At 33.7% G+C, this 15,438-nt stretch carries 7 protein-coding genes and 1 pseudogene; 5 read left to right on the top strand and 3 right to left on the bottom strand.

Annotated elements, in window-relative coordinates:
• Window positions 1–44: 44 nt before the first annotated feature.
• The 3 genes from hemB to mnmA all read right to left on the bottom strand — a co-directional run bounded on the left by hemB (window position 45) and on the right by mnmA (window position 2,766).
• Window positions 45–1,013, bottom strand: coding sequence for a porphobilinogen synthase (hemB, locus tag J5A73_RS01935; RefSeq protein ID WP_211616149.1), 969 nt, complete (start codon window positions 1,011–1,013; stop codon window positions 45–47).
• Window positions 1,014–1,053: 40 nt separating this feature from the next.
• On the bottom strand, window positions 1,054–1,509 hold the full coding sequence (locus J5A73_RS01940; RefSeq protein WP_249069342.1) for a bifunctional precorrin-2 dehydrogenase/sirohydrochlorin ferrochelatase: 456 nt from the start codon (window positions 1,507–1,509) through the stop codon (window positions 1,054–1,056).
• A 153-nt stretch (window positions 1,510–1,662) separates the two neighbouring features.
• Complete coding sequence (gene mnmA, locus J5A73_RS01945; RefSeq protein WP_256438655.1) at window positions 1,663–2,766, bottom strand: tRNA 2-thiouridine(34) synthase MnmA; 1,104 nt, start codon at window positions 2,764–2,766, stop codon at window positions 1,663–1,665.
• A 417-nt stretch (window positions 2,767–3,183) separates the two neighbouring features.
• Between mnmA and J5A73_RS01950 the strand changes: the two genes are divergently transcribed.
• The 5 genes and pseudogenes from J5A73_RS01950 (at window position 3,184) to J5A73_RS01970 (ending at window position 15,415) form a co-directional block, all read left to right on the top strand.
• Window positions 3,184–4,281, top strand: a complete 1,098-nt coding sequence (locus J5A73_RS01950) for an RNA-guided endonuclease TnpB family protein (RefSeq protein WP_211616155.1) — start codon at window positions 3,184–3,186, stop codon at window positions 4,279–4,281.
• 119 nt (window positions 4,282–4,400) lie between these two features.
• Window positions 4,401–4,514, top strand: a pseudogene (locus J5A73_RS10755) (PhnA domain-containing protein); the annotation flags it as partial.
• A gap of 222 nt (window positions 4,515–4,736) precedes the next feature.
• The gene (locus J5A73_RS01960; protein ID WP_211616157.1) at window positions 4,737–5,393 is read left to right on the top strand and encodes a hypothetical protein; all 657 of its coding nucleotides are present in this window, start codon (window positions 4,737–4,739) and stop codon (window positions 5,391–5,393) included.
• Window positions 5,394–5,722: 329 nt separating this feature from the next.
• Window positions 5,723–7,783: a hypothetical protein gene (locus J5A73_RS01965; RefSeq protein ID WP_211616159.1), complete on the top strand. Its 2,061-nt coding sequence runs from the start codon at window positions 5,723–5,725 to the stop codon at window positions 7,781–7,783.
• Between the two features lie 51 nt (window positions 7,784–7,834).
• On the top strand, window positions 7,835–15,415 hold the full coding sequence (locus tag J5A73_RS01970) for an S-layer family protein (protein WP_211616161.1): 7,581 nt from the start codon (window positions 7,835–7,837) through the stop codon (window positions 15,413–15,415).
• The last annotated feature ends 23 nt before the right edge of the window (window positions 15,416–15,438 follow it).

The raw sequence follows: 15,438 nt of genomic DNA on the forward strand, positions 1-15,438 counted from the left end.
AATAATAAATTTTTTATTGTATTTTTTATGCTAAAAATAAAAAATTATTGTTTTAAATTTTTTGCAACTTCTTTTGCATAATAAGTTATTATTGCACTTGCTCCAGCTCTTTTCATTGAAAACATCTGTTCCATTACGACTTTTTCTTCGTCTATCCAGCCATTTTGTGCTGCAGCTTTTGTCATTGAATATTCTCCAGAAACGCTGTATGCAACAGTTGGAACATCAAAAGAGTCACTCACTTTTTTTAGCACATCAAGGTAGGCAAGTCCTGGTTTTACAATAATAATGTCCGCTCCTTGCTTCAAATCTTCAAAAACTTCGCCAGTAATGTCTTTGGTTCTTCTAAAGTCCATCTGATATGATTTTCTGTCGCCAAATTGTGGTGCTGAATCAGCTGCATCTCTAAAAGGACCATAAAATGCTGAAGAATATTTGACAGAATAAGCCATTATCGGTATATTTTCAAAATGATTTTGCTCCAAAACTTCTTTAATCTTTTCAATTCTTCCGTCCATCATATCTGATGGCGCTACAATATCAGCTCCAGCTTTTGCATAAGATAATGCAATTTTTCCAATAACTTCTATCGTTTCGTCGTTTTTCACATATCCGTTTTTATCCAAAATTCCACAATGACCGTGACTTGTGTACTCGCAGCAGCAAACATCACAAATTATCAAAAAATTGTCATAATTTTTTTTAATAAATTTTATTGCATTTTGAATGATGCCGTTTTCGTTGTAAGCCTGTGTTGCACATTCGTCTTTATGTTTTGGAATTCCAAAGAGCAAAATGGAATTTATTCCCAATTTTACAAGCTCATCTAACTCTTCTGAAACTCTGTCTATCGAATATCTGAAAATTCCTGGCATTGATGGAATTTCACTTTTGATATTTTCCCCTTCTTCAATAAAAATTGGATAAATCAAATCAGATTTTTCCAAATAAACATCTTTTACAAGATTTCTAATCATTTCGTTTTTTCTCAATTTTCTGTGTCTTTTAAACATTTTTTTCTCCATTTTTTAATTTTCTAAATTTTTAATTTTTTTAATTTTCAATTTTATTCAAAACTTTTTTTATTTCTTCTTTCATTGCTCGACTTCGTTTACAGTTTTTTCCATTTGTAGAAATTGAAATCTGAAACTCATCATTTTTTACAATTCCTGTAAACATTGCATTCATCGTAGTTTTTGAAGAAACATTGTTCACTAAAATATTATTTTTATCACAAATTAGTGCAATTTTTTCGTTCAAATTCTCATCGTTAGTCGCAGTTATCACTAAAAAATAATTTTTCACAATTTTTTCAATTTCATTTTGATTATTTTCCAAAGTCTTTTTTTCAAACTTTATATTTTTAATTTCCAAAATTTCACTTTTTTTTATTTCTTTTGACAAAACCGTAATATCCGTGCCATAATCAGCAATTTTTTTAATTTTTCTAGCAGCAACTTTTCCAGCGCCAATTACTAAAATCTTTTTGTTTTCTAAATTAATGCACATTGGAAAAAACATTTTATACCTTCTTTCTTTGCTTTATTTATTTTAATTTATTTTTTTCTTTAGTTTATTTTAAAAAATTTTTTTAATAAAAAATATATTGTTTATTTTACAACATCATAATTTTTTTGAATTAGTTTTTTTTTAATAAAAAACTTATTTTTCAAAGTTCTTTATTTCTCCGCCACCAATCAATTCATTTTTTAAATAAAATACGATATGTTGTCCTTGTGAGTTTTCATGCGTTTTTTCGTTAAATTTAAAATACAACTTTTCATTTTCAAAATATAGTTTTCCACTTAATCCTTTAGACGAAAATCTTGGTCTTGCAGTAAGTTCTCTGCAAAGAATTTTTTTTATTTCACAATGAAATTTGTAATTTATAATTTCAACTTTATCAATTAGGATTTCTTCAAAATCTCCGACGACAACTTCATTTGAAAAAGGTCTTATTTCCACAACAAAAAACGCTTTTCCCAAATTAAGTCCAAGTCCTCTTCGCTGTCCAACCGTGTAAAATTGGTAACCTAAATGTTTTCCAATTATTTTCCCGTTTTTATCCACAAAATTTCCTTCTTTGATTTCATTTCCCAAAACTTTTTTTAAATAAGGAATATAACCGTTTGGTGCAAAACAAATCCCTTGGCTGTCGGGTTTATCGTGAGTGTGAATCCCATTTTGCCTTGCAATTTCACGAACTTGTGGTTTTTCATATTCTGAGAGTGGAAATAAAAATCTTTTTACAACATCTTTGTCGAGTCGATAAAGCATATATGACTGATCTTTTCTATTGTTTTTATCCCACAAAAGCAGTCCATTCAAACTTTTTTTAGAATAATGTCCAGTTGAAATGTATTTTATTCCCATTTTATCGGCAAATTCCACAATTTTTTTTATTTTTACCCTTTCATCACAAATTACGCACGGCGACGGAGTTTTACCAGCATTATACATTTTTACAAAATAGTCCATCACTTCATTTTGAAATTCTTTTGTAACATTAATCACATAGTGGGGAATTCCAAGTTTGTAGCATGTGTATCTTGCATCGTTAATATCGTCCAGTGAACAACAAGTTTTTCCTGGATTTTCTGAAAGTTCATCAGGTAAATGTTTTAAAGTTACGCCAATTACTTCATATCCTTGCTGTTTTAACAAAAGCGCAGCAACAGAACTGTCAATTCCGCCACTCATTCCAACCACAACTTTTTCTTTTTTCATTTTTTCTTTTTTTGATTTTGCCTTTCTTAAAAATTTTATTTTTTATTTAATATTCATTATATTTTATCACAATATGAAAAAAATTCATAATTTTTTTATAAAATAGTATAAAAATACTTGTAATGCAAAAAACTAAGAAGAATTATTTTTTTATCAAAAAAATGAAAAAATTAAATTTTTATGGTATAATTTATCATATAAAAATTTAAAATTAAAAAAATAAAAAAAGAAAGAAGGTTTTAAATTATGAAAAAATTTATTTTAACAAAAAGATAGTAAGAAGTCGTAGGCTTTCTACAAGTGGGAGATGAATTGCTTTTTTTGTAAAAAAAATTGAAAAAAGGACATATCCATGATACAATTTTTATATAAAATATAAAAGAAAAATCATTAATAATAAAATTTCTAAAGAAATAATTAAAAATAATATTCAAAATCAAAAGGAGGTGTAATTTCATGAAATATAATTTAGCATTCAAATATAGAATTTATCCAAATAAAGATCAAGAATTGTTGATAAATAAGACTTTTGGATGTGTTCGTTTTGTTTACAATACGATTTTGTATACTGCGAATAAATTTTATGAAGAAACTGGAAAAAATAAAATAATTACACCTGCCAGTTTGAAAAGTGAAAATCAATTTTTAAAAGAAGTGGACAGCTTGGCACTTTCAAATGCTCAAATGAATGTAAAACGATCGTTTACGAATTTCTTTCAGAAGAGAGCAAAGTTTCCAAAGTTCAAATCTAAAAAGAATAATGTTAAAAGTTACACGACAAATTGTGTGAACAATTCGATACGAATTGAGGAAAATAAATATTTGGTTTTGCCAAAATTGAAAAGAATAAAATTGAAATATCATAGAGAAATACCAGAAGATTACAAGATAAAGTCGGTAACACTAACAAACAGTAATGGAAATTACTATGTTTCTGTTTTGACAGAATTTGAAAAAGAAATTCAAAAAATGCCAAATAGTGATAAAGTAATTGGACTTGATTTTTCAATGTCTGAATTATTTGTCAGTTCTGAAAACCAAAGGGCTGATTATCCAAAATATTTTAGAATGTTGGAAGAAGAATTGAAAAAATTACAGAAATCATTATCGAGAAAAGTGAAGTTTTCTAAAAATTGGTATAAGCAAAAAGCGAAAATATCAAAATTGCATGAGTATATCAAAAATTGCCGAGGAGATTTTTTGCATAAATTATCGAAAAAATTGTCTGAAGATTATAATGCTGTGGTTGTTGAAGATTTGAATATGAAAGGGATGAGTCAGGCATTAAATTTTGGGAAAAGTGTAGGAGATAATGGATGGGGAATGTTTTTGAGGATGGTTGAGTATAAACTGATGTTTTTAGGAAAGCAATTTTTGAAGATAGATAAGTGGTTTCCATCGTCGAAAACTTGTAGTAAATGTGGAAATGTTAAAGAAAAATTGAAATTATCAGAAAGAAGTTATAAATGTGAGTGCTGTGGAATTGAAATTGATAGAGATTACAATGCTGCAGTGAATATAAAAAACATTGGAAAATTGATGTTGAAATATTAGGAAAATAAAAAAAGACAGGGTAGGAACTACCCGAAGAGCTTGGTAAATATATTTGGCTAACAAAAGCAGATACTTCCCAAGAAGCTCCCGCTTCTAAAAGCGGGAGTAGTTCACAAAGAGGTACAAAAGTTAAAAATATTAGATTAATTGACGATGGGATTCATAATATCGACTGTAAAATAGACGGATTTGGAGCGATGAAATTAAAATCGGAATTTGTTAAGAAAAACTAATATAAATTTTGGGAAAAAATTTATAAAATAAAAAATGAACTTTTTAAGCTGCACTAAAAATTTTGAAAAAAAAACAAAGTTAGAAGGTGCAGTTTTTTTCTAAAATAATATATTAAAAATTAATATTTTTTAAAAAACATAAAACATAAAACATAAAAAATAAAAAAATAAAAGAATAGAGTAAAATCAAATCAAATAAAATAAAAGGAGAAATAAAGAAAAATGAGAAAAAAAGTAATTTTTATTATATCCACATTTTTTTTAAGTGTGTTAAATTCATATTCGACAGGAGTTATAGGAGAATCTCGTGAAATTGAAGGAAAAACTTATGTAGTGCCGTATTCAAGAGAAAGTGATGGATTTCCAAAACTGGATAAAAATGGGAGACAATATAGAACAAAATTTTTGAATGAAAGAGATAATAGTAATGAAATAATAGTTTATTCAGATTTGGATGACGCTCCAGCAAAACATTGCAGAAAAAAAAGGGGACATTCGATTTTGAGAGAAGACAGCATAACTGGGGAAATGGTGAGATTATGTAGACTTGATACGCCAGGTGCTAGAGTGGAAGGTTCAAAGATGGAAGTGGATGAAATTCAGTATTATGTGGCAAATACCGAAAATAAATATGTTTGGAAAAAATTGATAGAAGATAAAAAGTTAGATCCATCAGATAAGGTTTACAGTGATTTACCTTATACAGCTTATGCAAAGTATACAAGACCAGAAAAAGAAGCGGAAATAAAGAGAAGATATTTGGAGCCAAAAAATGTTGTTCAAAAGGAATTGAGAGATTTATTTTATGAAAAATTTCAGGAGCAATATGGGAAAAAATATGGAATAAAACTTGAAGAAGCAAATATTGAAAAAAGATAAATAAAAATAAATTTTGTGAAATATGCCAGAACACTTGCAACTATAATTGTGAGATGAATGGCATATTTTTTATTTTAAATTTATGATCTTTTTTTTATAAAAAAAATAATTAAAAAACAGGTGTTACACAAAAAAAATCCTTGTTAAAATAAAAAAAATAAAGTATAATATATTCTTAGAAAAGTGATAGAATTAAGAAAGAAAATTCTACAAAATTTATAAAATTTTGACATGTGAAATAAAAAAGATAATTAAAAAAATAAAAAATTGCAAACAGAATATATTTGTGTAACTTTCAATAAAATAAAAGGAATTAATATGGAGGTCAAATGAAAACAAAAATAAAAAAGAAAAATAAGAAAAAAATTTCAAAAGTATTACTTGGTAAAGTGGCAAGAGTAGCATCACTGGCTACGACTGTAGTTGCCGGTGAGATGGTTGCGTCTAGTAAAGCAGAAGCGAGTATAACGATAGGTTCAACAAGTGGATCATCTGTTACACCGACAGGTGCTTCGTTAATAGGATCTGGAAATTTAGAGGGAATAGCAATAGGTAAATCTTCAAAAGTCAGTGGCGCTTATGGAATAGCTTTAGGTAAAGATTCAACATCTGTTCAAGAGGGAGCTATAGCTATAGGAAAAGATTCAAATGCTTTGAATAAATCAGCAGTAGCTTTAGGTTATAACTCAAAAGCTTCAGGAGGACAGTCAGTAGCAATTGGAGGAAATATTCAAAATGATAGAGGTGCTCAAGCAACAGGAGATCAGTCTATCAGTATAGGTGGAGATACTGTTGCAAGTGGATCATCATCGATAGCAATTGGAGGAGATGATTTAGATGCAGCTAATAGAACAGTAGGGACTCTTTATAGTTCATTAACAGGAGCTCCGTTAGTTGGTACAGGTACAGATCGTTGGATTCAAACAAAGGCAAGTGGAGAAGCCTCAATAGCAGTGGGAGTACAAGCGACATCAGCAGGAGATTTGGCTACAGCATTTGGTACTAAAACAAAAGCCTCAGGTAAGTTTTCTACAGCATTAGGAGTAGGAGCGACTTCAGATGGACAAGGTTCGATTGCTATAGGTGGGGCAGCAAGTTCAGTAGGAGCAACGGCTATTGCAATAGGGACAAAGGTAACAACAATTGGAGAATCTGCTTCAGCAATAGGATATGGATCACAAGCAAATAACAAAGGTTCTATAGCAATTGGATTGAATTCAAAATCTGGTAATACAGGATCAACGGAAGAAAATACAATAGCAATGGGAACAAATTCTCAATCATTAACAACGAATTCAGTGGCAATAGGTACTGGAAGTATTGGTGGTTCAACAGGAATTGGATCAAGTGCAGTAGCAATCGGTAATGGAGCGAGTGCAAAAGGTTCTGATGGAATTGCGTTAGGTAGTGGTTCTAATGCAAATAATATGCAAAATATAGCAATTGGGTATAAAACAGAAACAGGAAAAACTCAAGTGGCAGGTTCTTCAAATAATACTGATATTCGAAACGTTTCAATAGGATCTGAAGCAGGAAAAGGAATGGGAGGAAAAGATAACCTTTTCTTAGGAACTAGTTCAGGTCAAACTAGTAATGGAGATTATAACGTTGCATTTGGTTCAGGTTCAGGAAAAAGTGTAACAGGAAGCTATAATACAGCAATGGGAGCTAATGCAGGAATTGGAGTAAAAAATAATAACAATGTATCAATAGGAGCAGATTCAGGACAGAATACTGATGGATTAGGTAATACTGCTATAGGGTGGCAATCAGGTCAAGCAGTAAAAGGTGGTCAAAATATTTCAATGGGTTATCAATCTGCTAAAGGCTTAAAAGGAAGTTCTAACACTGTAATAGGAAACCAGGCAGGTATTGGTGGAGTAGAAGGTGACAACAATATTATACTGGGGACAAATGCAACTAGATTATACACTACAGGTGGAAGCTTGAAAGTACAGAATGTTGTAAGTCTTGGTACAAACTCTAAAGCATATACTGATAACTCTATGTCTATTGGTTCATATTCTGAAGCGACAGGGAAAGCAGCAATAGCAATTGGTCAAGGTTCAAAAGCAAGTAAAGATAATTCAATGGCTATTGGAAATGGAACATTAGCAAATACTGCAAACGGAGATGTAGCTTTAGGTTCAGGTTCTGCAACAAAAGCAGTTACAGCAGTTTCAAATGCAACAATAACACCGCCAAGTTCAAAATCTATTACTTATGGAACATTTGCAGGAAATAATCCACAATCAGCAGTTTCAGTTGGAACAGCTGGAAATGAAAGACAAATTCAAAATGTTGCAGCAGGACAAATTTCAGCAACAAGTACAGATGCAATCAATGGTTCACAATTATTTGCAGTAGCAAATGAACTTGGGAAAACTTAGAAGGCAAATGCTGGTGGAAATTTAAGCGGTTCCGCAACATCTACACAGGTTATGCCTGGAGATGAAGTTCAATTTGTTGCAGGGAAAAATTTGGAAGTGGAGCAAAATTTGGCGACAGGTTCGCAAAAATATACATATTCATTGAAAAAAGATGTGGATTTAGGACCAAATGGAAGTCTTAAAGCAGGGCCTGTAACAATTAATAATAACGGTATTGATGCTGGAAATAAAAAAATATCAAATGTTTCTCCTGGAACTAATAATACAGATGCGGCAAATTATGGACAAGTGAAAGCGGCGAAAACAACTGTAACTTCAGCAGATAAATCAGTAGTAGTGAGTTCAAGTGTTGATGGAACAGATGGACATACAAACTATGATTTGAAAGTTGATGTAACAAAACTGGATGCGGCAAATAAAAGTTTAAGTAACATTAATAATGCTGGAAAAGGTGTAATAAGCGATATTGCAAGAAATTCAGTGGACATAATAGCGGGAACAAACATAAAAGATGTAACGAAAGCGAACACAACAAATCCAGATGGTACAACAAAAACTACATATACAATAAATGCAAACGGAGCAAGAGTAGTAGCAGGAGATGGAGTGACAGTGGCGACAGGTACGCCAGGTTCAAACAATATTACAGATTACACAGTGTCAGTAAAAAATACGACATTGACAGCAGCGCCAGGGTCAACGACAGTAACAGCAGGAGATAATAACAGTTATGCAAAAGCAGGAGATGTGGCAACGGCGATAACAAATGTAGGGAAAGCATCGAAAACGACAGTAACTTCAAATGACAGTTCAGTAACTGTAGTTTCAAAGGTAGACTCAGGAGATGGACATGTAAATTATGATTTGTCGGTAGATACAAGCAAAGTAGCTGCGAATACAAACTTGACTTACAAGGCAAACAGCGGAACAGGTTTAACAACGACATTAGCAAACGGACTGGATTTCAAAAATGGAGATAATACAGTAGCGACAGTTGGACCGAATGGAGAAGTGAAATACAGCTTGAATCCGACAGTTGCAGGAATTAACAGTATTACAACAAATGGTGGAAATACAGTAATTAACGACAATGGAATTACAACGCCAAAAGTTACAATAAACAATGCGCCAACAGTGGGAACAGATGCGACAAATAAAGATTATGTAGACAGCACGAAAACGAAAGTGACATCGAATGACAGTTCGGTTGTAATAAATAAAACGACAAGCGGAAATCAAGACGTGTATGATTTGTCGGTAGATGTTACAAAACTGGATGCGGCAAACAAAAGTTTAAGCAACATCAATAATGATGGAAATAAAGTAATAAGTAATATTGCAAGAAAATCAATAGATGTAGTAGCAGGAACGAATATAAAAGATATAGTTAAAAATGATGTTCAAAATTCAGATGGAACAACAACGACTACATATACAATAAATGCGAATGGAGCAAAAGTATTAGCAGGAGATGGAGTGACAGTAGCGACAGGGACACCAGGTTCAAACAATATTACAGATTACACAGTATCAGTAAAGAATACGACATTGACAGCGGCACCAGGTTCAACAACGGTAACAGCAGGAGACAATAATAGTTATGCAAAAGCAGGAGATGTGGCAACGGCAATAACAAAAGTGGGTGCTGCGTCAAAAACGGAACTTCAAAATGGAACAAATACGAATGTAACAAGTCATCAAGGGACTGCTGGTCAAACTATTTATCAAGTAAATGCAGATAAATCAGAAGTTGCAGTAACAGGAACAGGATTAAGTTTGGATTCAAAAACTACTACAGATTCAAATGGAACAAAAACAACAAAATATACATTGGGACTTGATACTACACAATTGACAACAACAGGTGGAAAAGTAGATGCACCGACAGATCCAGGAAAAGTGGTGACAGCAGGAGATATAGCGACAGCAATAAATAGTGCAGGATGGAATGTAGTAGCAGGAAATACAGGAACAGGAACAACATCTGGAAATGTGGCGAATAAATTGATAACGCCAGGAGAAACAGTAAAATTACAGGCTGGGGATAACTTGAATGTAGATCAGTCAGGCGGGATATTTACATATAGCTTGAAAAAAGATATTTCACTTGATAGCGTAACAACAGGAGATACAAAAGTTGCCAATGGCGGAATAACAATCACAAATCCATCAGGAAATCCAGTAACATTAGGACCATCAGGATTGAATAATGGCGGAAATACAATAACAGGTGTTGGCAATGCGGTAAATGATGATGATGCAGTGAATTTGGGACAATTAAAAGCAGTAAAAAATAATCCTTTAAAATTTGGAGGAGATAGTGGAACAGTTGTAACTAGAAAATTGGGAGATCAGCTGGATATTAAAGGTGGAGCAACAGGAGCAACAACATCAGGGAATATAGCTGTTATAGCAGATGGAAATAATACTTTAAATATTCAATTAGCAAAAAATTTAACTGGATTGGACAGCATCTCAACAAATGGTGGAAATACAGTAATTAACGACAATGGAATTACAACGCCAAAAGTTACAATAAACAATGCACCAACAGCGGGAACAGATGCGACAAATAAAGATTATGTAGACAGCACGAAAACGAAAGTGACATCGAATGACAGTTCGGTTGTAGTAAATAAAACGACAAGCGGAAATCAAGACATCTATGATTTGTCGGTAGATGTTACAAAACTGGATGCAGCAAATAAAAGTTTAAGCAACATCAATAATGCAGGAAATAAAGTAATAAGCGATATTGCGAGAAAATCAATAGATGTAGTAGCAGGAACGAATATAAAGGATATAGTTAAAAATGATGTTCAAAATTCAGATGGAACAACAACGACAACATATACAATAAATGCGAATGGAGCAAAAGTATTAGCAGGAGATGGAGTGACAGTAGCGACAGGGACACCAGGTTCAAACAATATTACAGATTACACAGTGTCAGTAAAAAATACGACATTGACAGCAGCGCCAGGCTCAACGACAGTAACAGCAGGGGATAATAACAGTTATGCGAAAGCAGGAGATGTAGCAACGGCGATAACAAATGTAGGGAAAGCATCGAAAACGACAGTAACTTCAAATGACAGTTCAGTAACTGTAGTTTCAAAGGTAGACTCAGGAGATGGACATGTAAATTATGATTTGTCGGTAGATACAAGCAAAGTAGCCGCAAATACGAACTTGACTTACAAGGCAAACAGTGGAACAGGTTTAACAACGACATTGGCAAACGGACTGGATTTCAAAGATGGAGATAATACGAAAGCAACAGTTGGACCGAATGGAGAAGTGAAATACAGCTTAAATCCGACAGTTGCAGGAATTAACAGTATTACGACAAATGGTGGAAATACAGTAATTAATGACAATGGAGTTACAACGCCGTCATTGACATTGACAAATTCAACACCGCTAACTTCTTCATCAGGCGGAAAAGTCACTGTTCCAGCTGGAACAGGAAATCAAGCAGTAACAGGACAGACAGTTGCAAATGCGATAAATAAACTTGGGGATAATACAATAAATTTAAAGGCTTCAGATGGAAATATAACGACAAAACAGTCATTGAATAAAGATGGTGGACTAGAATTTAACATAACAGGAAGCAATGGGATAACAACAACGGCAAGTGGAGATACGATAAATATTACAATTGCGCAGTCTGGACTGAATACATCGACAACAGGCGGGAAAACGACAGTAACACCAGTAACAGGTGGAAATACTTATGCAACAGCAGGGGATGTAGCAACAGCAATTCAAAATGCTGTAAATAATTCGGGATGGAATGCAGTAGCAGGAAGTACAGGAACAGGGACAACATCTGGAAGTGTGTCAAATAAATTGATAACGCCGGGAGAAACAGTAAAATTACAGGCTGGGGATAATTTAAATGTAGATCAGTCAGGTGGAACATTTACATATAGCTTGAAAAATGATATTTCGCTTGACAGTGTGACAACAGGAGATACGAAAGTTGCTAATGGCGGAATTACAATTGGAGCTGGATCGAATCAAGTATCATTGACAAATAATGGCTTAAATAATGGCGGTAATAAAATTACAAATGTAGCTGCAGGGACAAATAAAAATGATGCAGTTAATGTTGGTCAGTTGAATGCGGCAAAAACAGAGCTTGAAAATGGGACAAATACGACAGTGTCTAGCAGAACTGGGTCGAATGGACAAACAATTTACAAAGTTAATACTGATTTTACATCAATAGCAGATGCAATTGGCGGGAATACGAAATTTGATCCGACAACAGGAAAAATAGATACGAGTGCAGCAAATATTGGAGGAACAGGACAGACAAATATAAGTGATGCGGTTAAAGCGGCGATAACAACAGTTTCTTCGAATGATGCTTCAGTAACAGTAAATAAAGTACAAAAATCAGATGGACACTATAATTATGATTTATCAGTAGACACAAATAAGATAGCTGCAAATACAAACCTAACTTACAAGGCAAATAGCGGAACAGGTTTGACAACGACATTGGCAAATGGACTGGATTTCAAAGATGGAGATAATACGGTAGCAACAGTTGGACCGAATGGAGAAGTAAAATACAGCTTGAACCCGACAGTTGCAGGAATTAACAGTATTACGACAAATGGTGGAAATACAGTAATTAACGACAATGGAGTTACAACACCGTCATTGACATTGACAAATTCAACACCGCTAACTTCTTCGACAGGTGGAAAAGTTACTGTACCAGCTGGAACAGGAAATCAGGCAGTAACAGGACAGACAGTTGCAAATGCGATAAATAAACTTGGGGATAATACAATAAATTTAAAGGCTTCAGATGGAAATATAACGACAAAACAGTCATTGAATAAAGATGGGGGACTAGAATTTAACATAACAGGAAGCAATGGAATAACAACAACGGCAAGTGGAGATACGATAAATGTTACAATTGCGCAGTCTGGACTGAATACATCGACAACAGGCGGGAAAACGACAGTAACACCAGTAACAAGCGGAAATACTTATGCAACAGCAGGGGATGTAGCAACAGCAATTCAAAATGCTGTAAATAATTCGGGATGGAATGCAGTAGCAGGAAGTACAGGAACAGGTACAACATCTGGAAGTGTGTCAAATAAATTGATAACGCCAGGAGAAACAGTAAAATTACAGGCTGGAGATAATTTAAATGTAGACCAGTCAGGTGAAACATTTACATATAGCTTGAAAAATGATATTAATGTTAATAGTATAACTGCTGGAAATAATAAGTTTGATACATCAGGATTGACAATTAGTGATGCGGCAGGAAATAAAGCGATAACTACACCATCAGGAACTACTTATACAAATGCGGCAGGAAATACAACTGTTATAAATCCTACAGGAGTAGTGATCAATAAATCGGCAGCAGATCCTAGCAAGTCTGTTTCACTTACAGATAACGGACTTGATAACGGTGGAAATAAAATTACAAATGTTGCGTCAGGAGTAAATCCAACGGATGCAGTAAATGTTAGTCAATTGGATAAAGCTATAAATAAATCAACTTATAATGGACCTGTAGTTTATACAAATGCTGCTAGAGAAAAAATTGTTAAAGCAAATAATGGAAATTACTATAAAGCATTGGATGTCGATTCAGATGGAAATCCACTACCAGGTAAATTGCCAGTTAGTTCAAGTGATATTCAACATAGTTTATTAAATGCTGATGGAAGTACTACAAATCCGAGTACATTAGATAATGTAGGAAAAGGAAAGATTTCTTCATCTTCAAAACAGGCCATAAATGGAAGCCAGTTGAATAATTTGGGAACTCAATTGGGATTGACAGTTGATCCGTCTGGAACTGGGTTTTCAAATCCAACATTTGCTGGACTAAAAAATGTAAATGGTTCGACTGGAGCAGCGCCGACAACATTTAAAGATGCTGTTGATCAAACGATAGATAAAGTAAATGAAGGAATAATTTATGGTGCTGATAATAATACGGCTGGAACTAGACAGCAATTGGGAAGCAGATTGACTGTTGAGAGCGGAGATTTTGCAAGTGGCGGAGTAAATTATAAAGGACAAAATCTTGAAACATCATATGTGTCAGATGGAGCAGGAAATGGTAAAATTATAGTTGGAATAACTGAAAATCCAGAATTTAATTCTGTAAAAGCTAAGACATTTACGGCGGATGATGGAGCAGGAAATACAACTGTAACTAATGGACAAGGTACAACCATTACTGATGCAGCAGGAAATAAAAATGTGGCAACTGCGGCAGGAAACACTTACACAAATGCAGCAGGAAATACAACAACCGTAAATTCTTCTGGAGTGACAATTAATAAGTCAGCAGCGGATCCTAGCAAGTCAGTTTCACTTACAAATAGCGGACTTGACAATGGTGGAAATAGAATTACAAATATTGCTGCAGGAGTTGCTCCGACAGATGCAGTAAATGTTAGTCAATTAGGAAATGCTGTAAATAATTTAACAACAGCTATTAATGCTTCAAAATCGGAAGTAGTTGGCGGAACAAACACAAATGTGACTAGTTCAACAGGTTCAAATGGACAGATAGTTTATAAGGTTGATGCTGATGGAACAACAGTTTCAGGTGGAAGCAGCTTTGTTTCTGTAACTCAGGGAACAAAAGATGCAAATAATATAACTGATTACAAGGTTGACCTGGCACAAGGAACAAAAGACAAACTAAACAGTATTGGAACTGGAAATATTGCTGCAGGAGACAATAATACAGTAACAGGTTCTACAGTGCATAATTACATTCAAAATAATCCTTTGACTTATACAGATGATAATGGAACGACAGTTACTCGTAATTTAGGACAAAATTTAAATATTATGGGTAGAGCGACAGGACCGCTTACTACTGGAAATATTGGAGTTGTAGCAGCTGGACCAGATACATTGGAATTGAGACTGGCTGAAAATGTTGATTTAGGACCAAATGGAAGAGTTACTATGGGAAAAACCGTTGTTAATGATGACGGAATTAAAATTACAGGTGGTCCAAGCGTGACATCGTCAGGAATTGATGCTGGAGGAAAAAAAGTTACGAATATTGCTGAAGGTGATATAAGTCCAACAAGTAACGACGCAGTAACAGGACGACAAGTTTACAATGCTATAAGTGCTGGTGCTGCTGACAAAGCGACAAGAGCAGAACTGGCAGGAGTAAATAATAACTTGACAGCTGGAATTGCAGGAGTTGCGGCGATGGCTAATTTACCGCAAATCAATGACTCGGCTTCAAATAGATTTAATATAGCAGTGGCTGGAGGAGCATATAAAAATGGTAGAGCTATGGCTTTAGGATTTAGTGGAGTTTCTGATGGCGGAAGATTTGTTTACAGAGCTAGTGCAAGTTTGAACAATAAACGAGATGTGGCGGTAGGTTTAGGAGTTGGGTATCAATTTGGTAAAAGAGATGTTATGCCGAATGAACTTGACAGAATGAAATCTATGGTTGCATTTATTGAAGAGCAGAAAGATAGCTACAGTCGACAATTGAAACAGCAACTTGAGCAAGAATCTAGGAAAAATCAGGAAAATTCAGAACTTATTAGACAATTAATGCAAGAAGTTCAAGAGTTGAAGAATAAGAGCAAAAAAGGATAATATACAAATAAAAATGCACCCAT

This window comes from Leptotrichia sp. oral taxon 218, assembly GCF_018128225.1.
In the GTDB taxonomy this organism is placed as follows: domain Bacteria; phylum Fusobacteriota; class Fusobacteriia; order Fusobacteriales; family Leptotrichiaceae; genus Leptotrichia.